At 56.3% G+C, this 21,766-nt stretch carries 24 protein-coding genes and 1 pseudogene; 11 read left to right on the top strand and 14 right to left on the bottom strand.

Annotation, left to right across the window (positions count from 1 at the left end):
- Window positions 1-40: 40 nt before the first annotated feature.
- From RGM3321_RS04795 to RGM3321_RS04755, 9 genes are all read right to left on the bottom strand, one after another.
- Window positions 41-1,276, bottom strand: coding sequence for a TerD family protein (locus tag RGM3321_RS04795; RefSeq protein WP_244391808.1), 1,236 nt, complete (start codon window positions 1,274-1,276; stop codon window positions 41-43).
- Window positions 1,273-1,866, bottom strand: coding sequence for a TerD family protein (locus RGM3321_RS04790; RefSeq protein WP_244391807.1), 594 nt, complete (start codon window positions 1,864-1,866; stop codon window positions 1,273-1,275). The genes RGM3321_RS04795 and RGM3321_RS04790 overlap by 4 nt, the downstream gene beginning before the upstream one ends.
- Window positions 1,867-1,913: 47 nt before the next feature.
- Window positions 1,914-2,660: an HAD-IB family hydrolase gene (locus RGM3321_RS04785; protein WP_244391806.1), complete on the bottom strand. Its 747-nt coding sequence runs from the start codon at window positions 2,658-2,660 to the stop codon at window positions 1,914-1,916.
- Complete coding sequence (locus tag RGM3321_RS04780; protein ID WP_244391805.1) at window positions 2,661-3,611, bottom strand: HpcH/HpaI aldolase/citrate lyase family protein; 951 nt, start codon at window positions 3,609-3,611, stop codon at window positions 2,661-2,663.
- Window positions 3,611-4,705: a cysteine protease StiP family protein gene (locus RGM3321_RS04775; RefSeq protein ID WP_244391804.1), complete on the bottom strand. Its 1,095-nt coding sequence runs from the start codon at window positions 4,703-4,705 to the stop codon at window positions 3,611-3,613. The genes RGM3321_RS04780 and RGM3321_RS04775 overlap by 1 nt, the downstream gene beginning before the upstream one ends.
- Window positions 4,698-5,456, bottom strand: coding sequence for a trehalose phosphatase (locus RGM3321_RS04770; protein ID WP_244391803.1), 759 nt, complete (start codon window positions 5,454-5,456; stop codon window positions 4,698-4,700). The genes RGM3321_RS04775 and RGM3321_RS04770 overlap by 8 nt, the downstream gene beginning before the upstream one ends.
- A complete protein-coding gene (locus tag RGM3321_RS04765) occupies window positions 5,449-6,582 on the bottom strand; it encodes a phosphoribosyltransferase domain-containing protein (protein WP_244391802.1) in 1,134 nt (377 codons plus the stop codon). Before RGM3321_RS04765 ends, RGM3321_RS04770 begins: the two co-directional genes overlap by 8 nt.
- Window positions 6,583-6,648: 66 nt before the next feature.
- A complete protein-coding gene (locus tag RGM3321_RS04760) occupies window positions 6,649-7,788 on the bottom strand; it encodes a trypsin-like peptidase domain-containing protein (protein WP_244391801.1) in 1,140 nt (379 codons plus the stop codon).
- 54 nt (window positions 7,789-7,842) lie between these two features.
- The gene (locus RGM3321_RS04755; protein WP_244391800.1) at window positions 7,843-8,841 is read right to left on the bottom strand and encodes an ATP-grasp domain-containing protein; all 999 of its coding nucleotides are present in this window, start codon (window positions 8,839-8,841) and stop codon (window positions 7,843-7,845) included.
- 119 nt (window positions 8,842-8,960) lie between these two features.
- Between RGM3321_RS04755 and RGM3321_RS04750 the strand changes: the two genes are divergently transcribed.
- Window positions 8,961-9,506, top strand: coding sequence for a DUF1523 family protein (locus RGM3321_RS04750; protein WP_003317774.1), 546 nt, complete (start codon window positions 8,961-8,963; stop codon window positions 9,504-9,506).
- A gap of 47 nt (window positions 9,507-9,553) precedes the next feature.
- Here the strand turns inward: RGM3321_RS04750 and RGM3321_RS04745 are convergent, their stop codons facing one another.
- Complete coding sequence (locus tag RGM3321_RS04745; RefSeq protein WP_347880964.1) at window positions 9,554-10,246, bottom strand: DUF433 domain-containing protein; 693 nt, start codon at window positions 10,244-10,246, stop codon at window positions 9,554-9,556.
- Between the two features lie 189 nt (window positions 10,247-10,435).
- Here RGM3321_RS04745 and RGM3321_RS28445 point away from each other — a divergent pair.
- A pseudogene (locus tag RGM3321_RS28445) lies at window positions 10,436-10,668 on the top strand (helix-turn-helix domain-containing protein); the annotation flags it as partial.
- Window positions 10,669-10,925: 257 nt separating this feature from the next.
- On the opposite strand, the gene RGM3321_RS04740 reads toward RGM3321_RS28445, so the two are convergent.
- Window positions 10,926-11,357, bottom strand: a complete 432-nt coding sequence (locus RGM3321_RS04740; RefSeq protein WP_162887061.1) for a pilin — start codon at window positions 11,355-11,357, stop codon at window positions 10,926-10,928.
- Window positions 11,358-11,583: 226 nt separating this feature from the next.
- Between RGM3321_RS04740 and pilB the strand changes: the two genes are divergently transcribed.
- Genes pilB through yacG form a run of 5 tightly spaced genes read left to right on the top strand, consistent with a single transcriptional unit; the run spans window position 11,584 to window position 16,198 of the window.
- The gene (gene pilB / locus RGM3321_RS04735; protein WP_116828113.1) at window positions 11,584-13,278 is read left to right on the top strand and encodes a type IV-A pilus assembly ATPase PilB; all 1,695 of its coding nucleotides are present in this window, start codon (window positions 11,584-11,586) and stop codon (window positions 13,276-13,278) included.
- Between the two features lie 2 nt (window positions 13,279-13,280).
- The gene (locus RGM3321_RS04730; protein WP_116828112.1) at window positions 13,281-14,498 is read left to right on the top strand and encodes a type II secretion system F family protein; all 1,218 of its coding nucleotides are present in this window, start codon (window positions 13,281-13,283) and stop codon (window positions 14,496-14,498) included.
- A gap of 1 nt (window position 14,499) precedes the next feature.
- Window positions 14,500-15,372, top strand: a complete 873-nt coding sequence (locus tag RGM3321_RS04725; protein WP_044313562.1) for an A24 family peptidase — start codon at window positions 14,500-14,502, stop codon at window positions 15,370-15,372.
- Window positions 15,369-15,992: a dephospho-CoA kinase gene (gene coaE / locus RGM3321_RS04720; protein WP_004415092.1), complete on the top strand. Its 624-nt coding sequence runs from the start codon at window positions 15,369-15,371 to the stop codon at window positions 15,990-15,992. Before RGM3321_RS04725 ends, coaE begins: the two co-directional genes overlap by 4 nt.
- Entirely contained in the window at window positions 15,989-16,198 is a 210-nt protein-coding gene (yacG, locus tag RGM3321_RS04715; RefSeq protein WP_002552020.1) for a DNA gyrase inhibitor YacG, read from the top strand. Before coaE ends, yacG begins: the two co-directional genes overlap by 4 nt.
- 132 nt (window positions 16,199-16,330) lie before the next feature.
- Here yacG and RGM3321_RS04710 read toward each other — a convergent pair whose 3' ends face one another.
- From RGM3321_RS04710 to RGM3321_RS04700, 3 genes are all read right to left on the bottom strand, one after another.
- Window positions 16,331-16,789, bottom strand: a complete 459-nt coding sequence (locus tag RGM3321_RS04710; protein ID WP_244391799.1) for a hypothetical protein — start codon at window positions 16,787-16,789, stop codon at window positions 16,331-16,333.
- A gap of 105 nt (window positions 16,790-16,894) precedes the next feature.
- Window positions 16,895-18,385 (bottom strand): tetratricopeptide repeat protein, encoded by a 1,491-nt coding sequence (locus tag RGM3321_RS04705; RefSeq protein ID WP_244391798.1) that lies wholly within the window; start codon window positions 18,383-18,385, stop codon window positions 16,895-16,897.
- Window positions 18,382-18,768 (bottom strand): hypothetical protein, encoded by a 387-nt coding sequence (locus RGM3321_RS04700; RefSeq protein WP_244391797.1) that lies wholly within the window; start codon window positions 18,766-18,768, stop codon window positions 18,382-18,384. Before RGM3321_RS04700 ends, RGM3321_RS04705 begins: the two co-directional genes overlap by 4 nt.
- A gap of 43 nt (window positions 18,769-18,811) precedes the next feature.
- On the opposite strand from RGM3321_RS04700, the gene RGM3321_RS04695 reads away from it, so the two are divergent.
- The 4 genes from RGM3321_RS04695 to RGM3321_RS04680 all read left to right on the top strand — a co-directional run bounded on the left by RGM3321_RS04695 (window position 18,812) and on the right by RGM3321_RS04680 (window position 21,487).
- On the top strand, window positions 18,812-19,441 hold the full coding sequence (locus RGM3321_RS04695) for a DUF1780 domain-containing protein (protein ID WP_003430735.1): 630 nt from the start codon (window positions 18,812-18,814) through the stop codon (window positions 19,439-19,441).
- Complete coding sequence (locus RGM3321_RS04690; RefSeq protein ID WP_003317783.1) at window positions 19,438-19,971, top strand: MOSC domain-containing protein; 534 nt, start codon at window positions 19,438-19,440, stop codon at window positions 19,969-19,971. The genes RGM3321_RS04695 and RGM3321_RS04690 overlap by 4 nt, the downstream gene beginning before the upstream one ends.
- Window positions 19,856-20,092 (top strand): DUF3094 family protein, encoded by a 237-nt coding sequence (locus RGM3321_RS04685; RefSeq protein ID WP_244391796.1) that lies wholly within the window; start codon window positions 19,856-19,858, stop codon window positions 20,090-20,092. The genes RGM3321_RS04690 and RGM3321_RS04685 overlap by 116 nt, the downstream gene beginning before the upstream one ends.
- A 96-nt stretch (window positions 20,093-20,188) precedes the next feature.
- The gene (locus tag RGM3321_RS04680; RefSeq protein ID WP_244391795.1) at window positions 20,189-21,487 is read left to right on the top strand and encodes an NAD(P)/FAD-dependent oxidoreductase; all 1,299 of its coding nucleotides are present in this window, start codon (window positions 20,189-20,191) and stop codon (window positions 21,485-21,487) included.
- Window positions 21,488-21,766: the final 279 nt, after the last annotated feature.

Below are 21,766 nucleotides of genomic sequence, written 5' to 3'. Positions count from 1 at the left end.
ATGAGGCGGCACAGCCAGCCCAGAAATACCACGGTCTTGTTTACTTGGAACCGGCAGCCCAACGCATGCCCCAGCCATAGGCCTTGTCCATGTTGCTGTGGCCATTGTGGAAATCCACCAGGCGCGTCACCTTGACTGCGCCGTTGTCATTTTCCAGCAAGGCAATTGCACACATGCCCTGACGACCACCCTCTTCGTTGAGGCGAACCTCGATGGGTGGCTGACCCGGCGCATGAATGGTGATAACCCCGTCGGTTTCTTTCCAGTTCGGCGCGCCGTCATAGATGAACGCATAGACCAGAATGCGACGGATCTTGTTCCAGTGCGCGCCATTGATATGCAGCCACTCACCATCGCTAACCGAGCCGGTACGGTCATCGCCCATCAACTTGATGAAAGGCTCGGTGTTGAGCGAACCGAACGAATTGCCCAGCGCCTGAACCGCGCCTTTCAGGCCATCCTGCATTTCGAAGAGGCAGCCTACATCAAGGTCGATGGCATTGCTCTTCTTCATCGAGAAGAAGCCGCCGCCCTTGCTGTCGCTGCGACGGTTCCAGTTAAGGTTGACCCGAATCTCACCGAAACCGGCGCTGGATTTCTCCAGGCTGATCGAAGCACGGGTTTTGTCGAGCGTGATCTTGCTCAGACTGACGGTCGACTTGGGCGCAGGCGCGGGAACAGGTGCAGGTGCAGGTGCAGGTGCAGGTGCAGGTGCAGGTGCAGGTGCAGGTGCAGGTGCAGGTGCAGGTGCAGGTGCAGGTTGATCCTGAGGCGCTGCGACCTCAACGCCAAAGTTTTTCGCCAGCGGCTCAAGCCCGCCCGCAAAACCCTGGGCGACGCAGCGGAATTTCCACGCGCCCTGACGCAGATAGAACTCGCCCAGAATCAGTGCGGTTTCTTTCATGCCGCTGGTCGGGATATCGGTTTCGATACCGCCAGTGATGCTCAATGCCAACCGTGACACGCTGCCAAAACTGGCCTTGTTCTCGTAGATAGTTGCCGTCAGGGCGACCTTCTCGATGACAGAATCCAGGCGGCTCGGGTCAAGGCTGAACACAGCGCGCCCGGCCGAAGCTTCCGTCTGCTGGACCGCACCGCCGTTGACGCTTTTCTGGCCGTAGAAACACATGTCCTGATCGCCACGCACCTTGCCGGAGCCGGTCAGCAGGAATGCAGACACGTCGATATCCGCATCCGCCAGCGGGGAGTAGATGACCTCGACCGTCAACGGACCGGCAGCGACTGGCGCGTTGGCGCCTGGGACAAGTTGGGTCATACGCGTACGGCTCCGATGGCCAGTTCGACCAGATCATCTGCAGTACGGCCGTTGGTAACCTGACCAACGGCGGTGAAATCCCAGCCTGCGGGGGTGCGCGCCAGGTAGGACATCACAACGCCGGTGTGCTGGCCTTTCTCGGACAGATCAAAGCGGCCCAGCTCGTTGCGGCTGCCCAGATCGACAATGCGGCAGTAGGCGTTGGCGACTTTTTCGAAATTCTGACCGGTGAACGAGTTGACTGTGAACACCAGGTATTTGACCGTGGCTGGCAGTTTTTCCAGATCGACGCTGATGGTTTCATCGTCGCCCGCGCCTTCGCCGGTGCGGTTGTCACCCGAGTGCTGAATGGCACCGTCGCGCGACTGCAACTGGCGGAACCAGACCAGGTCGAGGGGCTTCTTGTCGGCGTCGAGCATGATGCAGGAGGCATCCAGGTCGATATCGCCGCCGCCACCTCCGAGCAACTTGCCGAAGAAACCGCTGGCTTTTTCAGGGTCCCATCCAAGGCCCATACTGACTTTCTTGAGGCCGGTACCAGCGGTTTTCTCCAGTGAGATCGTCTGGTTCTTTGCCAAAGTGAGTGCCATTTTTCGCTCCATGTGAACGTCGGAATTCGGATAAAAGTGTTACAGCCTTACCGTGTTGGCCCATCATTGCCATCAGGATTGTGTAACTTGGCGTTAACGGGGCCTTTATAACGGCCTCGACGCCACGTCGGATGGAACAAACGCCAGTGCGCATCCTGAGCAGCGGCGAGTAATTCGTGGTCACCCCGCGTGTCGCCCCAGGCTCGAACCCGGAACTGCGTGAGCGGCCCATAAACACTTTCAAGGCGTGCGACTTTCGAATCGCAACGGCAGTTGCTGCCTTCGATCAACCCGGTCAGTTTGCCGTCGATGACTTCCAGATTGGTGCCGATCAGCTCTACTTTCAAACGATTAGCGAAGGGTTGCAGAACCATAGCAGGCGATGCTGAACATAGCGTGACAATGGCGCCCTTCTCGATTTCGGCTGCGATGGACTCCAGCGCAGCCGGGCGCATCAGGCGACTCCAGTGCGACTGGCAGAACGCCTCGGCCTTTTGCTGCAGCCATTGCACTTCAACGCCGCTGAGAAACGCCTTGATAAGGCGGCCCTTCAGCTCGTCGCGAGTCACGCGCTTGGCGAGATAGCCGATGCTCGGCAGCACCAGGCGGGCCATGCGCACGGAAAAGGCACGTTGCCCAAAGGCGAACTTGAGAAACGGCACAAAGCTGTCGTGCCGGGTGATGGTCCCGTCGAAATCGAAAACCGCCAGCAGGCGTTGTTCCACTTCGATTTCAAGATCAGGTCCTACAGGTTCAAGATCAGGTTCTACGGTTTCAAGGTCAGGTTCTATCATCTAGCTAACTGCCTCAGCGAGTCGAATGCTGGCATCCATGATCGAAGCGGGTGCGGATAACACTCCATGCCATTTGGCGCGCTCCATGATGTGGGTTGCCCATTTGTAATGGGTAGCCGGTTCACACATCGCATCGTTGTACTTGAACACTGCGGGGGCCACAGAGTTCAAGATCATCCGGGCGGAGTTCATGTCCTCCAGACTGACGCGTAATGCATTCTGAATGATATTGACCTGCGAGGGGTGAATTGCCGTTTTACCGACCAACCCATTGGTAATATCAAGCGCCAGTTCATGTTCCAGAATGTCAGGTGTGGCCAGTTGCTCGAACACCGGAGCTGTGAGTGCAAAACCCTGCGAGCCCATCACTCCCGCCAACATCGGGATCACATAGCCCATGGGCGTCGAATACAGGGTCATGGCCGGGTTGCGGCGCAGCCCCAGACAGCCCATCAGGTCATTGCCACCGATGCGCAACGCAATGATCCGCTCGTACAGACTGGCTTTCAGCGCTTGCCCAAGCTCGATCATTGCCGACGGATCGAACACTTCCGGCGTTTCCAGTGTAGGCATCAACGCCAGCGCCGGGTTGGTAACGGACTGCTCCCAACTCGTCAGACTTTTCAGCGAAAGCTTTGGGACAACGAACCCGTCAACGTGCGCCATCAACGGCCAGTCATTGAGAATCCGCGCCATCGCGGCATCTCTCGGACGAACGAACAACAGCGGACCGTTGGCCGGGCGGCCGCCACGGTCCTGAATGCGGGTCAGCACCTGGCGAAGGTTGACCAGCGCTGTATCGACATCAATCAGCGCCACCGCATCTTCCAGGCAAACGACCAGCGAACGCAGCTCGGGAATTTTTTCACCGAACACCACATCAACGATGTCATCGCGGGTGGCGGGCATGTACAGCGTTGCCCCCAGCGCGTAAGGCGAAAATAAGGCCATTAGCTCAGACTCCGAATGATGGTCACTGCCCGATAAGGCCCCAGCACATCGCCGACTTCTTCAACGGGAATCCCCGCTTTTTCGGTCAGGTGCAGCAGCAACTGCACATCGCTGTCCGCCCGACTGCGTACCAGCACATGGTCTGGAACACGACGCATGACCGCGCGAGTGGCTTCGGCAATGCCCGGCTTGATGCGATTGAAATTAGTGATATCAAAGCGCTCGGCCAAGCGGTCGACCACCTGCGTTGCAGCGTCCTTGAGCCCGGTTCGCTGGGTCAGCGTCCAGGGTGTCAGCGTTAGCGTAGAACTGTTTTGACGACGCTGGCTGTCGATCTGTTCAATAAAAGACTGCGTGACGTCATGGCCCCGCAATTGCTCGTAAACCACACAACCATGCAGCCCGCCGTCCGTCGGCCAGATAGAGCGCGAGACCAGCCCGGACACGGTAGCGCCAAGAATACCGGACGGAATTACCCAGTCTTCTGCCGACGCCGCCAGCCAGGCACTGCCGCACGGATCGGCCAGCACTACCAGCCGTGGCTCTTCCGGAAAGCGCGTGTCGCCTGCCAGACTGCGACGGATTTCACCTGAAATTGCGCCCTTGCCGGTCCAGCCGTCGACAAACACGATGTTCTGCGCGCCGTGAGCCTGAATGATGGCCTCCAGCGCGACTTTATCGATGCCGCGATCACGCACGATACTGATGCCGTAGTGATGCGCTTCGCGGTGCAGATCGATCAAGGCCCGACGCAATAAAACGCCGAGCGGCAAACCGGCACGCACGAACGACACCAGAACGATTTCAGCGCCGGTGCATTCGCGGTCAAGCGCCTGCGCCAGGGCTTGCACGTCATCGGCCATGCGCAGACCGTTCTGGCTGAGCGCCCGCTCATACAACGCCTTGTGAGCGGCGCTGGGGGCCGACTCCTCGCTGATCATTTCCGAATAGTGCTTCTGGCGTGTCTGGATCAGGCGCTCCTTCTCCGCCACGCTGGTGGTCTGCATCGCGACGCTGCGCAGCAGAAAATGCACGTCGTCGTACAGATAACTGCCACTGCCGACCGTATCGAGCCCGTGAACGGGATCACTCATGCTCTGCTCCGACAAACATTTTCGCCAACTGACTGCGGGCGGGTGTCGCCCACCAGTGGCACTCGTCCATGAAACCCAGGTCGGTAATGCTGTCGCCAAAACCGAGCACCGGGCGTTCGCCATTGATGGCCTTGTCGCGCCGCAGCCATTCCTGAACCGCATAGCGCTTGGCCAGCCCCTCGGGCAGAAAGGCCAGGTTGTTGCCATTGCCGTGGATGTGCATGCCGTCAAGCAGGCCGCGGGCCTGCACTTCGGCCAACACTTTGCTGAGCACGCTGTCATCGCTCTCGTTGTGCTTGGTCACCACGTAATGAAACAGTTGCGCCTCTTCCACCACCCAGCCGCGCAATGAAAATCCCAGCTCCTGACCAATCGCCAGTGTGGTGGCAGACAATTCATGCAGCCGCGACTGATAGCTGGCCAGGGTCTGTTTCATCTGCTCGTTCCAGTCCTGGTCCAGTCGCCCCATGACATCGAGCATCACACCGCCGTGCGAACAGATCGCGCCTGCGGTGAACGGCAATTTGACCCGGCTGTAGGCCTCGACACTGCGCGCCGTAACCGGCACCACGTCGGAGTGCGCCAGCAGCCAGTGCGCGAAGGACTTCTGCACGTTGGTCATGTATCCATTGGCGTTACCGCTGATATCCAGCGTTGCGACATGTTTTTCAATGTTCTCGGGCGTTTTGCGGGCGGTTTGGAATAGCGTGTCGTCCAGATCGACGAAGATCAGCGGGCGGTCATTACTCATCGCAGATAACCTCGGCGTTCAGCGCTTCGATAAGCTCGGCGGGTACAGCCTGCCTTGGGGTTTCGGTGCAGATCAGCACCCGGTCAAACTGACCCGGCCGCACGTTGTAAAGGAAGTTGGGGATGCCCAGACCATAGTTGTCGGAGAACGACAGTGCGTGGTCGATGGCATGCCCCAGTGCAATCGGTGAACGGCTGGTAGAGCTGAAATGCACATCGGCACCGGCTTTTTCCAGACGCTCGGCCAGTAGAAACGGCCGCCAGACGAACTCGCTGGTGCCTACCACCAGAACGCGTTCACCCTTTTGCACGCTAAGCCCTGGCGCCAGGGTATCGGCAACCGATAACACCCCCATCCGGCCCCAGTCATTGGCGGTCACCAGCGGCCAGTCGCCCATTGCCACGGTGCCAACCTCAGGCATGTCCGGCAATGGCGCGCTCGCGTCTTCATCGAAAGAGTACGAGCCCTGCAACAACGAGACCTGCTCGGCCACTGCGCCCATCGACGTGCTGACTGCACCCGCCGACCAGTCGGTAAGCACGCAGGTCACCACCCGCTCGATGTTGCTCAGCCCGGCCTCGACCAGCGCCTGATGCAGGTTGATGAAGGTCTTGCCCGTCGACGCCTCGTCATCGACCAGCACCAGCGAACGCGCGCCAAGCATCATCTCGCGTAACGCCGGATCGACAGGCAGATGGATAAGGTGAGCGCTGGCGTGGCTGTGTTCTTCTTCAAAACGGGCGAACAGCTCGCTGCCGGTAGGATGACGCGTGCTGACCAGGTACATGGCATCAGGGCGCGTTTCGCTGTAGGCACGGTGCACGCCGGCCCCGAGGCCGACTGCGGTTTCGGCCATACCGATGACCAGCACCGGGCCGGGCAGGTCTGCCGGAATCTTGTGCGCCAGGTCCTGAAAGCTTTTCAGCATCACGCCCGGACGCGCGGGAATATGACGCCCAAGCACCCGGGACACGAACAGAAACGCGCGCTTGGGGTTGCGTCGTTCAGCGAAGCCGAACAGAGAATCCGGGGCAATGGTGGACGAGTCGACGCTGACGTCGAGACGACCACGAAGCAGGTCAGCACGAAGCTTTGTAGAGTTGGAAAAAGCTGCGCTGCTGTCCATTGATAAATTCCTGAGTAACGGGGCCGAAGCCCCAGACGCCTGCCACTTGAGCAGGCAACACCGAAGTCATTGGCGAGAAGCTTCAACGAGCCATAACGATGACTGTGCGGCGCGTGAGATTTCTGTGGTGGTGTACGACCTTTCCGGACGGGCATGCGGCGCATCGATACGGCATGCCTGCAAAAAGGACAGCAGCAGTGCGGACTTCACTGCGAAGTTCATGTTCTGCCCGTCCGGCACGGTGGACGTCACCATGCCGATCACCGCGCCACCGTTGTCAAACAGCGGGCTGCCACTGGACCCCGGCTGAATCGGTGCCGTGAACTGGAACAGGCTTGCGTCATTGTGCAGACCGAACAGACCGGAGATCCCGCCCTGCGTCACCTGCAGCCCGCCACCGGAAATGGACGCCAACGGGTAACCCAGGACCGCTACGGTATCACCCGGCTCACAGCCCTGCCCGTCCCGGAATGTAACCGGAGACAACGGCGGCGCGCCCTGCACTCGCAGCAGTGCGATGTCGTTGCGACGGTCGATCACCACTGGTTCGGCCTTGTAACGGCCTTCCAGTGAAGTGATGTAGAACACGCCCATGTCTTCGATGACATGGGCACAGGTCATGACGTGCGCCGGGCCGACCACAAACGCCGTGCCGGTCGCCGACTCATGCCGAGGCCCGCCACTGGAGCCACCAGAAGGGTGGCGCGGGTGACGGTCATCAACGTCCAGGCCGATCTTGCGCCCGAACGCCGACAGCCCATACGCCGAGCCTTCGCTCAGCGCGCGGAATTTCCACTGATCATTACGCTTGTAGAACTCGCCGATGATGATCGCCGCTTCGCCGTTATCGCGCAGATCCAGGCGATGCTCGATGTCGGCATCCACTTTGAGATGCAGACTGGCAACGTCACGGACCGGCCCCATGGCTGCATATACATAGACCATCAACAAGACGCGATCACTGCCCGCCGGGAGCCTGTCCAGCCGAAGCGTACAGCCAACATCCTGAGGCCCGCCGCTCCACTCCATCCAGCTCTGTTCATGATGCAGCAGCGCCGGGTCGCCCATGGGCTGGCGCTTGTCATTGACCGCCAGCAAGGCGACCGCTGCGTACTCACCAAAAACCGAAGACTTACCGCTCTCCAGGTTCCAGGTGCAGTGGGCGTTAGCTAAAGCAGTGTTTGCACCTGGCGCAAGAAGCTTCATGCCCGATCCTCCCTGATAAGAGCGATTAGTGATAGCAAAAATCTATTATCCTGATCAAACCGTGGCCCGTACAGCGACCGTGATGGCCTTCACGCGGATATCCTCAAGCCAATGTGTTTCCGGTTCTTTCAAGCCGAGACGTCGTGTCGCAAAAATACCCGGCAGGTTGACGCCGGTTTCACGCGTATAACCAATCCCGCCGGAGTAACGCGGGTTGATTTCCAGCAAGCGCGGTTTGCCATCTGCGTCGTCACGGGTCTGTACATTGATCAGCCCGTCGCAGGCAAAATGCTCCGCTGCGCGCACCGCCAGTTGCACCGCCTCGCTGTCACGCTCGAAGGTCTGATTCAGCCCTACCTTGCGCCGCCCGACAAAGGCAACCGCCTTGCCGTGTTCACAGACCATGTCCACCGAGCATTCACTGCCGGGCATATACGGCATCAAGAGCATCGCCGGAACGTCGTCGGCCTGACGGTAAGCGTTAAGGTACGCCTGAAAAGTCGTTTCACGCGCATCCGGATTGGCGAAACAGCGAAAATCATCGACATCGGCCTTGAAGCGCCAGAAGCCCCGTCCGTAAATCCCGACCACCGGCTTGATACAGACCTCGCCAGACACCGACAACGAATCGTAAGCCGCCTGCAACTCCTCGGCGCTGCTCGCGGCGATTCCCGGAATGCACGCCAGACCCGCCGCCTCGGCCGCCGCCGTAAAGCGACTCTTGTCATCGACATCCATGAAGGTCTGCGGGGACGTTCCGCCTGTGACGAGGTCCAAACCTTCGGCAACAAAACGTGCACGCTGCGCTTCGTAAAAGCTGCCTATACGCCCGGCGACGATAGTCCGAACGCCCAGCGAGCGAGCGGTCTCCAGCACCCAGTCGATACGCTCTTCATTATCGACCGGCTCTTGCAGTGCCACATGGGCCTGCCCGGTAATTTCGGAGCGCTGCTGGCGATGGGAGGCGATAATCTGCACCGACGCAGGCAGCGCATCGCGCGCGCCCATGATCACTTCACGCTGGCTGGACTGCCCTTCAAGGAACCAAATCATGTAAATCTCCGGAAGACAACGCCGTCAGCAACGGCCTTGTCGAATTTTGTAATAACTGTTTTGCTTCGAAATGTTCGGATTAGGGCAAAGTCACGCAATTTTAAACAGAGGACGCTGGTATGAAGTGGCTGAGAAGGTCGATTTGGCTTGTGGTATTCGTTGCACTGGGGATCGGCGCATTAAGCCTCTACTACGTCCTGCCGCGCCATGATGTCGTGATGATCACCGGCGTGGAAGTCAAAAGAATGGACGCCGACGGCGTCATCAACGCCGAAAACCCGGCAGACGGCCCGACCCGCGACGTGTACTTCATCAACACCGAAGACCCGGACAGCAAGAAAGTCGTGGTCTACCGCAACGAAGACACCGGCTGGAGCTTCCCGTGGTACTTCAAATTCGACTCCGCCGACATCCAGGCCAAAGCCCAAGGCTACTCGCGTGACTCTCAGCAACTGGCTTTGATTCGTTACTACGGCTGGCGGATAACCATCCTGTCGATGTTTCCCAACGTGACAGAGGTTGAAGCGGTGACGAGTCGCGATCAGCCATTTCCGATTTTTAACACGATCTTTTTTGTGGTGGTGGGGTTGTTAGTGGTGATGGTTGTGGTTGGGGTTAGGAGGAGGTTTAAAGGGCGGGCGCGGGTTGATGGGGTGGTGAGGTAGAAGCCGATCCCTGACCTGAGCAGTCAACTACTGCCTGGCCACGTATCTTAAGCTGCGTGGCTACGCTCATAGGTAACAGCTGCTTTCACTGCGACAGGCGCAATCTCATAGAGTAAAGCCACACGCTTCGCGTTCTGACCTTCAGCCAGATAAGAATGATAGATCGTTGCTGTGTGGATTCCCGTTGTTGCCAACACCGGTTTGCCAAAATTCCTTGCCGGGTCCAAAACGACTGCCTTGCTTCGCTTGACCGGATACCAGCGCTTTGCCGACTCTTCACCTGCGTAATCAATGCCCTCATATAGGAAAGGTGTAATGACCTGTTTAAAGGCATATTGCCGCTTCACCAGATCCAGCAGAGCCTCATCACCCGTCTCATCCAGAACCGTTGCAAAAATATCTCGTCCGTCAGTCTGAAAACGTCTGCACGTAAACGGGTAGCGCTGACCGAACATTTCTCTGGCTTGTAACGAGGCGCTGCGGATCGCTTGCAAGCTGACGCCGTGCTGGCGAAATGCGTGAACAAAACGAATTTCCAGCAGATCGTGGAAGCCGAGCAGCTTGTCGTTCAGAAATGCGACCTCTGGCGTCCAGAGGCCGGGGTGATCTACACCTGCCGCGCTATAGCCGAACATCCATCTGCGAATGTCTTTCGCCGGAATGCCAGTGTATGAGGACGCTTCTGCTGGGGTGTATAGGCCCACACCGAGGAGGCGGCTGGGTGATGCGGTGGTGTTCATAGCTCCTCTCTTCATGTGTGGGGTAATCAGGTGGGTAATTCTGGGCTTGATTCGGATATCAATCAACGGACGTTTTGATAACCGAAGCGGATCAGGAAGTGACCTAATGCAAAAGCTGAAATGTCCTACAATGCCACGCAATAAAAATGCGCACTAAAAACAAAATGTCCCGGCGGAGCAATTTGCCGAGGCGTTTTCGTTTGAACAAATCTTCTGTGGAGTATGAGTGGCGGTCCTAGGCGATTTGGCAAGCTTCGCGTCGACATTCCGGGCATTTCGGCAAAGATTCTGTCGTGCGGCCTGATGAGTTGGAGGAGAAAGGTGTTGTTGTTCGGGATGTGCTGGCTAAGTCGCTGCCTTGGGTTGAGTACGGTTTTTCGCCGTTGGGATTGGAATTGCTGCAAGCGAGTGAGCGAAACTAAAAGGTCTGAGTTGCGAGGCGAGTGCCACAATATGGCTACCTACGGTCTCAGCATAGATCCGAGGCTGCGATAAATAGCGACTTGGTAATCAATTTAAAAATGAGGCCCGGTCGAAAAATTCCGGGCCCCACCGCCCACAGCAAAAAAGTAACAATCACACCTGTTTCCAGCGCTTTAGGAGCGTCGAAATCTTAAAGACTTTAACGGTCCAAAAATTCAGCATGGCGCTGGCAAACTTCAAGCATCATTGCCTTTAATTACCTGCAGTTAGCAGGAAGGTGCTTGGCGAGACCAGCAGTCCTTGTACAAGTCCAAGTGATCTGATCGTTGACTGAAGCTTGTGCCGGGACGAGCTGAAACGCTGGCTGATCTGTTGCACCGGTAGCTTTAGTCACAACAGTGATGACGCCGCCAGCACCAACCACAACGGATGCCACATATGAGTTATTCGTAGCCACTTGGTTAAACACAAAGCCGGAGTTAGCTGCTGTTACGTTTGCAATACCGCCAACGTTAGCGGCCGTCTCAGCAACTGCTAGCTTCGCGGAGCTCGCTTGCGCCAAGCCTTCACTGACCTTGCTTCTGATTGTGTAATCCTGATAGGCAGGCAGCGCAACCGCCGCCAAAATACCGATAATCGCAACAACGATCATCAGTTCAATCAATGTAAAACCTTTTTGTGCTTTCATCGCGTACTTCTCCGAGGCGTCAATTAGGTAGTGCCTTGAGAGCGTAGAAGCACAGGTCGTGCCAGAACCCATTCTCAACTGCTGATATCACCAATACGCTCTATCTGCAGCGATATACGTTCTGAAATCCGCAGAAACTGACAATTTTCGTCACATCTCTCACTGCCATTTGGCAGCAAAGCCCGACTGCGCTATAACCCACTCATTGTCTGTGTCTGGTGGTTTTATGACTGATGCTGTCCTCACTGGCTTGGCCAAACAATTGGTCCTCGCCGAGCTACTTACTGAATCTGTTGCGCAGCAAGCGTATCAACAGGCGCGCCGCGACAAGATTTCGTTGGTGAGCTATCTGGTTCAGAACAAATTGGTCAAAAGCCTGACGCTGGCAGAAATGGCTTCTGATCAGTTTGGCGTGCCGTTCATGGACCTCGCTAGCCTGGATAAGGAAAGCCAGCCTAAAGGGCTGGTCAGTGAAAAGCTGGTTCGACAGCATCATGCGCTGCCGCTGTGGCGACGCGGCAATAAACTGTTTATAGGGATTTCGGACCCTACGAATCATCAGGCGGTGACTGATATTCAGTTCAGCACAGGTCTGAACACCGAAGCGATTCTGGTCGAAGATGACAAGCTGACGACCGCGATAGATCGCTTTTTTGACAGTGATACCGGTCTAGGCAATCTGGAAGATGTCGATCTGGGCCTAGACATCGAGCCCACGGATGGCAAGGAGACCTCGCTCGCTGCGCAGAACGACGCGGATGACGCTCCAGTGGTACGTTTCGTCAACAAAATGCTTATGGATGCCATCCGATTAGGATCATCCGACTTGCACTTCGAGCCCTACGAAAAGATCTTCCGCGTACGTTTGCGTACCGATGGCATCCTGCACGAAGTCGCCAGACCGCCGATTCATTTGGCAAACCGTATTGCTGCGCGTCTGAAGGTCATGGCCAGCCTCGATATTTCGGAACGACGCAAACCGCAAGACGGAAGGGTAAAGTTGCGGGTGTCCAAAACAAAGGCCATCGATTTTCGTATGAATACCCTGCCCACATTGTGGGGCGAGAAGATCGTGATGCGGATCCTCGACCCGACCAGCGCACAGATGGGCATCGATGCTCTGGGCTACGAGCCAGAACAAAAGGCGTTGTATCTGGAAGCGTTGAAGCAGCCGCAAGGTATGATTCTTGTGACCGGCCCGACAGGCTCCGGCAAGACAGTGTCGCTGTATACCGGCCTGAATATTCTTAATACCGTGGACATCAACATATCCACAGCCGAAGACCCGGTAGAGATCAACCTGGAAGGTATCAATCAGGTCAACGTCAACCCGCGCCAAGGGCTGGACTTTTCTCAGGCATTGCGCGCGTTCCTGCGTCAAGATCCCGACGTAATCATGGTAGGCGAGATTCGCGACCTGGAAACCGCCGAAATCGCTATTAAGGCGTCGCAAACCGGCCACATGGTGCTTTCAACGCTGCACACCAACAGCGCAGCAGAAACATTGACTCGACTGCATCATATGGGCGTTGCAGCGTTCAACATTGCCACAGCAATCAACCTGATTATTGCGCAACGACTTGCGCGGAAGTTGTGTAGCCATTGCAAGAAAGAACTGGATATCCCTCGTGACACACTGATTCAAGAAGGTTTTCCAGAAGCTAAAATCGGCACCTTCAAGATCTTTGGACCGGTGGGCTGTGAGCACTGCAATGGGGGCTACAGAGGCAGGGTCGGTATTTACGAAGTGGTCAAAAAAACACCGGAGCTGGAGCGCATCATCATGGAAGAAGGCAACTCACTGGAGATCTCCAGACAGATGCGCAAGGACGGCTTCAATGACCTGCGTACCTCCGGACTGTCAAAGGCCATGCAGGGCATAACCAGTCTTGAAGAAGTCAACCGCGTGACCAAGGATTAAGCATGGCCAGCAAGGCAGTAAAAGTCAGTATCTATACTTGGGAAGGCGTAGATAAAAAAGGCGGAAAACTCACCGGTGAATTGAGCGGCCACAACCCGGCAATCATCAAGGCACAGCTGCGTAAACAGGGTGTAAACCCTACCAAGGTGCGCAAAAAATCTGTTTCTATCTTCGGTAAAGGCAAAAAAATAAAACCGTTGGACATCGCCTTTTTTTCTCGGCAAATGGCGACAATGATGAAAGCTGGCGTACCGCTGCTACAGTCGTTCGACATTATTAGCGAGGGGGCAGAAAACCCAAATATGCGAGCATTGGTAAACTCGCTCAAGCAGGAAGTTTCGGCGGGAAATAGTTTCGCAACAGCCTTACGACAAAAGCCCGAGTACTTTGACGACCTTTTCTGTAATTTAGTAGATGCAGGAGAGCAGGCAGGAGCACTCGAAAGTCTGCTGGACCGAGTCGCGACTTATAAAGAAAAAACAGAAAAACTTAAAGCCAAAATCAAGAAAGCAATGACCTATCCTGCAGCCGTGTTGATCGTTGCGGTCATCGTTTCAGGTATTCTGCTCATAAAGGTCGTACCACAATTTCAATCGGTTTTTGCGGGCTTTGGCGCTGAGCTACCAATGTTCACATTGATGGTTATCGGGCTTTCCGAGGTCATCCAGCAATGGTGGATAGCTATTGTTGTGGCGTTCTTTGCTAGTTTTTTCCTGTTCAAAAAGGCTTATAAAAAATCACAGAATTTTCGAGATAGTATTGATCGAATATTATTGAAGATTCCGATTATCGGACCGTTGATTTTCAAGTCATCAGTTGCACGTTACGCACGAACACTGGCAACTACTTTCGCTGCCGGCGTTCCGCTTGTGGAAGCGCTGGATTCGGTCGCAGGTGCGACAGGTAATGTGGTTTTTAAAAATGCGGTAAATAAAGTTAAACAAGACGTGTCCACAGGGATGCAGTTGAATTTTTCAATGCGTGCAACGGGAGTTTTTCCAAGTCTGGCAATCCAGATGACTGCGATCGGCGAAGAGTCCGGTGCTCTGGACAACATGCTGGATAAGGTCGCGACCTACTATGAGGATGAGGTCGATAACATGGTTGATAGCCTGACCAGCCTAATGGAGCCAATGATCATGGCCATACTAGGTGTCGTTGTCGGCGGCTTAGTGATTGCGATGTATTTGCCAATATTCAAACTAGGGGACGTTGCCTGACATGCCCCTCCTCGACCTCTTGGCCAGTTCACCCCTGGCCTTCGTCACCACCTGCTGCATTCTCGGCCTGATCATCGGAAGCTTCCTCAACGTGGTCGTTTACCGCCTCCCGATAATGATGGAGCGCGACTGGAAAGCCCAATCCCGTGAACTGCTCGGCCTGCCCGCCGAACCCGATCAACCAGTCTTCAATCTGAATCGTCCCCGTTCCAGCTGCCCGCATTGCGCACACAAAATCCGCCCATGGGAAAACCTGCCGGTGATCAGCTATCTGCTGCTGCGCGGCAAATGCTCGCAGTGCAAAGCGCCGATCAGCAAACGCTACCCACTGGTCGAGCTGACCTGCGCAGTGTTGTCGGCCTATGTGGCTTGGCATTTCGGTTTTGGCTGGCAGGCGGCGGCGATGCTGGTATTGGGCTGGGGGCTGCTGGCGATGAGTCTGATCGATGCTGATCACCAGCTGTTACCTGATTCTCTGGTGCTGCCACTGCTGTGGCTGGGCCTGATCGTCAACGCCTTCGGGCTGTTCACCTCGCTGAACGATGCGCTGTGGGGAGCGGTGGCCGGCTATCTGGCGCTGTGGTCGGTGTTCTGGCTGTTCAAGCTGGTGACCGGCAAGGAAGGCATGGGTTATGGCGACTTCAAGTTGCTGGCCATGCTGGGCGCGTGGGGCGGCTGGCAGATTTTGCCGCTGACCATCCTGTTATCGTCGCTGGTGGGCGCGGTGCTCGGGGTGATCATGATGCGTGTGCGCAGGGTTGAAAGCGGTACGCCGATCCCCTTTGGTCCTTATCTGGCCATTGCGGGGTGGATCGCTTTGCTCTGGGGTGGTCAAATAACCGACTCTTACATGCAGTTTGCCGGTTTCAGATGACTCACCCTGATGAAAAACCCTGGATTCTTGGCCTGACTGGCGGCATCGGTAGCGGTAAAAGTGCAGCGGCGAAGTGTTTTAGCGACCTTGGCGTCGACACTGTGGATGCCGATCATGCCGCCCGCTGGGTAGTCGAGCCCGGGCGCCCGGCGCTGGAGCAGATAGCGGCGCACTTCGGTAAAGGCGTGTTGCAGACCAGCGGCGAGCTGGACCGTGGCGCGCTGCGCAAGCTGATCTTCGAAAACCCCGAGCAGCGGCGCTGGCTGGAAGCACTGCTGCATCCGCTGATCAATCAGGAAATCGTCAGCCATCTGGCCAAGGCCAAATCACCGTATGCCATTCTGGTCTCGCCACTGCTGGTCGAGTCCGGGCAATACCGCATGGTCCAGCGGCTGCTGGTGATTGATGCTCCGGCGCACCTGCAGATAGAACGCACCATGCTGCGCGACAGCTCCAGCCAGGAGCAGGTCGAAGCCATTCTCAAGGTGCAGATCCAGCGTGAAGACCGCCTGCGTCATGCCAATGATGTGCTGGTCAACGACCGCGATCACGCCTGGCTTAGCAGCGAAGTCGAGCGGCTGCACCACTTTTACCTTACTTTGCGTGGAGGCCAATCATGAGCCAACCAATGACCGTTCAATGCCCAACCTGCGACGCCCCGGTGGAATGGAGCGCAGCCAGTCCGAGCCGCCCGTTCTGCTCCGAGCGCTGCAAACTGATCGACCTGGGGGCGTGGGCTTCTGAAGAGCATGCGATTCCGGTGAGTCCGGATGCTGAGGACGAGTTGTTCTCGGGTGATCTGGAGGCTCCGCACAGGGGGCATTGATCGACGCAGTCCCAGACAACTCTATTTCTTGCCAACGGACGAGTGACTGGAGCGACGATCCGAATTGCTCACGAAGGCTGTCTCACAGTCGCCCGACTCCAAGCGGCTGTGGTCAACCTCTCGAGGGTATATTCACCTGACGCCCCTTTTCTTGCCCCCAGAAACCGCAATCAGAAGATCTCGTGCAGACCAAACCCAGCCGCCCAGCAAAAGACAGGGGACCAGTATGGAAAAGAATTGATGAAAGTCAGAAAATGGCCTCTTGGCAACCCCCACTCCAACCATCCCCAGAATAAAAAGACAGAAAAACAAATAACCGAGCACTCTAAAAAATAAATAAACGACGTTTGAAAATCTTATACGCTCCACCCACGCCACACTCCGTCGTGAGAAAAGTGCCATCCACCAAGCATGACATACTGTCGACCACACAAAGCAAGTAAATTGATAGACTGATATCTGAACTCCCGCGTCAAGAAAAATCCAGGCATACATGATATCCATTACCTCACCCGCAGCTATTAACTGATCGGTCAAATAATAGAGACCTACACCGCCCAACACATAAACCGCCAAACCCAAAATAAACACTGCCAGGTTCCTGTTTCAAATAATTTTACCTCCATCACCACACCAGCCTTTTTCAGAACCGCATGACGCGCCTACCACCTCGCTAATAAACTGCGCAAAAAACGCCTATTTCAGATAGTTATCAACAGCAACATTCTTGACTTTACAAACCTCGTGCGACAGTCTGTCTCTATCTGACAGTCTGTCTCTATCTATAGCCTTCTCGGGATCCATCTCCTCCGAAACCTTATCTATCGCGTCCTTGTAGACCTTGCTGTCAGGATTGATGCTAGACGCGCATTTCATCAAGGCATAGCTAATCACTGAATTTTTCGAAACGCCCAAACCTTTCTCATAGATTAAGCTGAGGTTCGCGAAAGCGGCGGCGTCGTCCTGCTCCGCTGCTTTCCAGTACCAGTCCATGGCTTTCGAGTAATCCTGGGGAACACCATAACCATGTTTGTACATGTTGCCTAACTCGTTTTCCGCATAGGCAATTCGCTCTGCAGAGAGCGCACGAAAATACAGCAGCGCTTCTGCATAGTTACGTTCGACACCACGCCCCTCTTTCAGCATGCGCGCAAGCTGATACTGAGCACGCGGCATATTTTGAGCAGCCGCTAATCGGTACCACTTTGCAGCTGCGGCGTTATCAACAGCACCGCCACGGCCTGATTCAAAAAGACTTGCCACATCCGCCTGCGCAACGGCAAGCCCTTGAGTTGCTGCGAGCCCAAGCCAATAACGAGCCTGCTTGTAGTCCGTCGCTGTCCCTTTGCCAACGTTATAAAAATATCCGATCTTGTACTGCGCAGGGGCATAGCCATTTGAAGCACTACGCAGGTACCAAGCAAGTGCGCTCTCATAGTCCTTTTCTACACCTGCGCTATACTCATAGGCTTGGCCCAGCGCCAGTTGACCTATAGGGTCGTTTCCGGCAGCAGATTTTTCATACCATTTAAATGCCTCATGCTCATCTTGCTCGACGCCCTTTCCTTCCGCGAGGCTTTTAGCCAGATTTCGTTGCGCAAGGAGGTTGCCCTTCTCGGCTGCCAATTTAAGAAAGCGAAAACCTTTGACCGCATCACGGTCGACACCACGACCTTCGATATACCCCACGCCCAGGATATTCAACGCCTCGGCATCACCACTGTCAGCGGCACGCTGTATGAAGCCAACCGCAGACGCTTCATCCTTTTCTACGCCTCTTCCTTCGCCAAGCATAAGTGCGTATCGGGACTGTGCAGCAGGCAAACCTTGCTCCGCAGCGACCTTATAAAACTCAGCAGCCTTTGCTAGATTTACAGCTGTGCCAATACCGTTTTCATAAAAAAAACCTAACCTGTACTGAGCCAGCACTAGCCGACGTTGTGCGGCGGCTGACATACTCTCAAAGGCCTTTAGCGTATCTTTGGGTACACCTTTCCCCTCCTCATACTGCAACCCGATGTAGTACTCGGCCTCAGCATTGCCCTTGGCAGCCTCCTTCTGGAAGAGAGAAAATGCTTGCCCATACAGTCCTTGACTGTACGCATCCAGGCCTTTCTGCATTGATGCCAATGCGCCCTCTGAAAGACAAAAAAATAAAAGCCCGGCGAAGAGTGCATTAGCTTTCAATATCCAATTCCTGAATGCATATTCTGAGTACCATTTGACTGGCTTTTCATGCCTTCGGCGCCGTACAGAAAAGCTTTAGGCGGCTGACTGATCAGCTGCCCGTCGCGCAACTGTAACCACAGCCCTTTATCGTCATCGCCTGCGTACTGCGGCACGATGCGCACCTCTCGATCAAGCATGATGCGATAGCTGTAATCGCGCATTTGGGGAATGGCGAACATCTTGGCGATGGATGGCATTTTCTGGATGTCAGCGACGAACACCGCGTGGCGTGATCTCAGAACGCCTTTTGGCTTGTTTCTGAAGATCCTCGATAAAAGCAGCGCCTGCGGGCATTTTTCGCAAGCGATCAAAAAATGAATTGCCAGTCTACACACCTGCATTCACTCTTCCAGTCATGGCAACTTGAACGCTAAGCTTGGCCCTATGGATGACTCAGACTACCTACGCCTGTTGACGATCCAGGCCGAACAAGCCAACGCCTTTCTTTCCAATGCGCGGAAGTGGGAGCGTGAGCGTTGGGTTTGTCAGCGCCTGTTACAGGGGTTGAACATTGCGCATCGCAATGAGGACTTCACGCCGGCCACTCAGGAGCCTCCGGATGTGCTGTTTCGTGACGGGCGTTTCGAGGTGTTTTTTGTGCTCGATGAGGGCCGTCGTCTCAATGACGAGTGGCGCGAGGAGCTGGCGCGACGACGTAGCGCTTTTTCGTTGAGCCAGCTGGTACGTCGGGAAGCCAAGCCCAAACGGATTCCCGCCTCTGAACTGCTGCACCGACTCGCCCCTACCCTGCGCAAGAAATCCACCAATTATCGCGAACGCGGCATTGACCTGGGCGGGCTGGATATCATCGCCTTCGCCAGCCTCAAGCGCGAAGTGCTGGACCTCAACAGCCACTTTCCGCCACCGACCGAGTACTTGCGTCAGGGCTGGCGTTCGTTGTCGCTGGTGGGGCCCACGTTTGCTCGGGTATTGTTCGCGCATCCGGGCGCTCCGGATTTTCTGCGTACCAATCTGGGGCGCAGTGTCGTTTTCGATGTTGGAATCAGTTTATGAGCCCCTTGCAGGAACTGCTGGCCGATGTGCCGCAACAAGGTCGCGTGCGCTGGATCGGCGTACGTCCGCAATCGCGGGTCGAGATGATCGAGCTGGATGCGGTGGAAGCGCGGCGCGAAGCGGGGCTGACCGGCGATCACTCGCGGCCCGGCCCGCGCAATGCACGCCAGGTGACGTTGATTCAGTGGGAGCATCTGGCGGTGGTTGGCTCGTTGCTGAACCGCGCGGCGGATAACCCTATCGTGCCGCAGGATTTGCGGCGCAATCTGGTGATCAGTGGCATCAACCTGTTCAGCCTGAAGAATCGACGTTTCCGGATCGGTCAGGCTATTTTCGAAACCACCGGCTGGTGTCAGCCTTGTGCGCGGCTTGAGCAGCGTCTCGGCCACGGCACCTTTCAAGCGGTGCGCGGGCATGGTGGAATTACTGCGCGAGTGCTACAAAGCGGCATCATCCGCCTCGACGATACGCTGCAGGTCGAGCCGCTGGAAATCACCGACCCATGGCCCCCTGCCCGTCAGCACGCTTGAGACAACGGATAAATTGAGCAGCCACCTGAACCCGGAACCGCAAAGGTGTGTCGAAGAGTACCTTCAGGCAAACCGGCATCCAGTCGAGCGCAGGCCGCTCCTGATCCCGGTGTTGCCGTGATGAACCCATTTATCGAGCCTTCTGACGCTATGAGCTGCCTTGCGCTCGCGAAGATCGAGCTCCCCCCGAATTCCTTAAACCTTCCGAGTAATCCTTATGACGCATCGTATTGTTATCGTTGGCGGAGGCGCTGGCGGTCTGGAGCTGGCTACCAGTCTGGGCAAGACCCTGGGCAAGAAAGGCACGGCCAGTGTCACGCTGGTTGATGCCAACCTGACGCATATCTGGAAACCGCTGTTGCACGAGGTCGCGGCGGGTTCGCTCAACTCGTATGAAGACGAGCTGAACTACGTGGCTCAGGCCAAGTGGAACAACTTTCAGTTTCAGCTCGGGCGCATGACCGGCCTGGACCGCGCAAGCCGCCAGATTCATCTGGCCGAGACGCTGGATGAAAACGGCGCAGAACTGGTTCCGGCACGCAGCCTGGGTTACGACTCGCTGGTCATCGCGGTGGGCAGCACCACCAACGACTTCGGCACCAAAGGCGCGGCAGAGCATTGCCTGTTTCTCGACAGCCGCAAACAGGCCGAGCGCTTTCACCAGCAACTGCTCAACCACTATCTGCGTGCTCACGCCGGTCAGGCTGACAGTGCTCAGGAAATCACCGTGGCCATCGTTGGCGCAGGTGCGACTGGTGTTGAACTGGCAGCAGAACTGCACAATGCAGCGCACGAGTTGGCCGCTTACGGGCTGGGCCAGATCAAGCCGGAAAACCTGCGAATTACCGTGATCGAAGCCGGGCCTCGGGTGCTGCCTGCATTGCCAGAGCGTATCGGCGCGCCGGTGCACAAGACACTGGAAAAACTTGGCGTGACGGTGCTGACCAATGCCGCGGTGAGTGAAGTGACCGCCAATGGCTTGATCACGGCCAGCGGGCAGGTCATTCCGGCCAGTTTGAAAGTCTGGGCGGCAGGTATTCGTGCCCCGGCGTTTCTGCATGAGCTGGATGGGCTGGAGAGCAACCGGATCAATCAGTTGCAAGTGCTGCCGACGCTGCAAACCACCCGCGACGAAAATATTTTCGCCTTCGGTGACTGCGCCGCCTGCCCGCAAAAAGGCACCGACCGCAACGTCCCGCCACGCGCTCAGGCTGCTCATCAGCAGGCGTCGTTGCTGGCAAAATCGCTGCGCCTGCGGATCGAAGGCAAGACCTTGCCGGAGTACACCTACAAGGACTACGGCTCGCTGATCTCGCTGTCGAGCTTCTCGGCAGTCGGCAATCTGATGGGTAACCTGATGGGCAGCGTAATGCTTGAAGGCTGGCTGGCGCGGATGTTCTATGTGTCGCTGTATCGCATGCACCAGATGGCGCTGTACGGCACCTTCCGCACCCTGATGCTGATGCTGGGCAGCAAGATCGGCAAAGGCACCGAACCACGGATGAAGCTGCACTAAGGCCCGCCAGTCGCGAGATATGCGGGAGAACACCATCGTGCCCATGCTCCAGCGTGGGCATGCCCTTCTGGACGCTCTGCGTCCTCTCTTGAATTGACCTGTGCAGCGCAGAACTTGCGACGCAGAGCGTCGTGAAACGCATTCCCACGCTGTGGACTGCCCCCAAGAAGTTGGACACCAATCCGACCTAATGGGGGTGTTCAAATGGCCAAGTATTCAGAGCAATTCAAACTCACCGTCGTCAAAGCGTACCTTGAAGGCAACATCGGCTTTCGTAAG

Origin of the sequence: Pseudomonas sp. RGM 3321, from assembly GCF_022836805.1 — a bacterium.
In the GTDB taxonomy this organism is placed as follows: domain Bacteria; phylum Pseudomonadota; class Gammaproteobacteria; order Pseudomonadales; family Pseudomonadaceae; genus Aquipseudomonas.
The sequence above is the reverse complement of the archived record's forward strand: the minus strand, read 5'-3'. Positions and strand labels throughout refer to the sequence as shown.

Excerpts from the sequence above, each read along its gene's own strand:
- RGM3321_RS04795 (WP_244391808.1), bottom strand. The coding sequence starts at position 1,276 with ATGACCCAACTTGTCCCAGGCGCCAACGCGCCAGTCGCTGCCGGTCCG.
- RGM3321_RS04790 (WP_244391807.1), bottom strand. The coding sequence starts at position 1,866 with ATGGCACTCACTTTGGCAAAGAACCAGACGATCTCACTGGAGAAAACC.
- RGM3321_RS04785 (WP_244391806.1), bottom strand. The coding sequence starts at position 2,660 with ATGATAGAACCTGACCTTGAAACCGTAGAACCTGATCTTGAACCTGTA.
- RGM3321_RS04780 (WP_244391805.1), bottom strand. The coding sequence starts at position 3,611 with ATGGCCTTATTTTCGCCTTACGCGCTGGGGGCAACGCTGTACATGCCC.
- RGM3321_RS04775 (WP_244391804.1), bottom strand. The coding sequence starts at position 4,705 with ATGAGTGATCCCGTTCACGGGCTCGATACGGTCGGCAGTGGCAGTTAT.
- RGM3321_RS04770 (WP_244391803.1), bottom strand. The coding sequence starts at position 5,456 with ATGAGTAATGACCGCCCGCTGATCTTCGTCGATCTGGACGACACGCTA.
- RGM3321_RS04765 (WP_244391802.1), bottom strand. The coding sequence starts at position 6,582 with ATGGACAGCAGCGCAGCTTTTTCCAACTCTACAAAGCTTCGTGCTGAC.
- RGM3321_RS04760 (WP_244391801.1), bottom strand. The coding sequence starts at position 7,788 with ATGAAGCTTCTTGCGCCAGGTGCAAACACTGCTTTAGCTAACGCCCAC.
- RGM3321_RS04755 (WP_244391800.1), bottom strand. The coding sequence starts at position 8,841 with ATGATTTGGTTCCTTGAAGGGCAGTCCAGCCAGCGTGAAGTGATCATG.
- RGM3321_RS04750 (WP_003317774.1), top strand. The coding sequence starts at position 8,961 with ATGAAGTGGCTGAGAAGGTCGATTTGGCTTGTGGTATTCGTTGCACTG.
- RGM3321_RS04745 (WP_347880964.1), bottom strand. The coding sequence starts at position 10,246 with ATGAACACCACCGCATCACCCAGCCGCCTCCTCGGTGTGGGCCTATAC.
- RGM3321_RS04740 (WP_162887061.1), bottom strand. The coding sequence starts at position 11,357 with ATGAAAGCACAAAAAGGTTTTACATTGATTGAACTGATGATCGTTGTT.
- pilB (WP_116828113.1), top strand. The coding sequence starts at position 11,584 with ATGACTGATGCTGTCCTCACTGGCTTGGCCAAACAATTGGTCCTCGCC.
- RGM3321_RS04730 (WP_116828112.1), top strand. The coding sequence starts at position 13,281 with ATGGCCAGCAAGGCAGTAAAAGTCAGTATCTATACTTGGGAAGGCGTA.
- RGM3321_RS04725 (WP_044313562.1), top strand. The coding sequence starts at position 14,500 with ATGCCCCTCCTCGACCTCTTGGCCAGTTCACCCCTGGCCTTCGTCACC.
- coaE (WP_004415092.1), top strand. The coding sequence starts at position 15,369 with ATGACTCACCCTGATGAAAAACCCTGGATTCTTGGCCTGACTGGCGGC.
- yacG (WP_002552020.1), top strand. The coding sequence starts at position 15,989 with ATGAGCCAACCAATGACCGTTCAATGCCCAACCTGCGACGCCCCGGTG.
- RGM3321_RS04700 (WP_244391797.1), bottom strand. The coding sequence starts at position 18,768 with ATGCAGGTGTGTAGACTGGCAATTCATTTTTTGATCGCTTGCGAAAAA.
- RGM3321_RS04695 (WP_003430735.1), top strand. The coding sequence starts at position 18,812 with ATGGATGACTCAGACTACCTACGCCTGTTGACGATCCAGGCCGAACAA.
- RGM3321_RS04690 (WP_003317783.1), top strand. The coding sequence starts at position 19,438 with ATGAGCCCCTTGCAGGAACTGCTGGCCGATGTGCCGCAACAAGGTCGC.
- RGM3321_RS04685 (WP_244391796.1), top strand. The coding sequence starts at position 19,856 with ATGGTGGAATTACTGCGCGAGTGCTACAAAGCGGCATCATCCGCCTCG.
- RGM3321_RS04680 (WP_244391795.1), top strand. The coding sequence starts at position 20,189 with ATGACGCATCGTATTGTTATCGTTGGCGGAGGCGCTGGCGGTCTGGAG.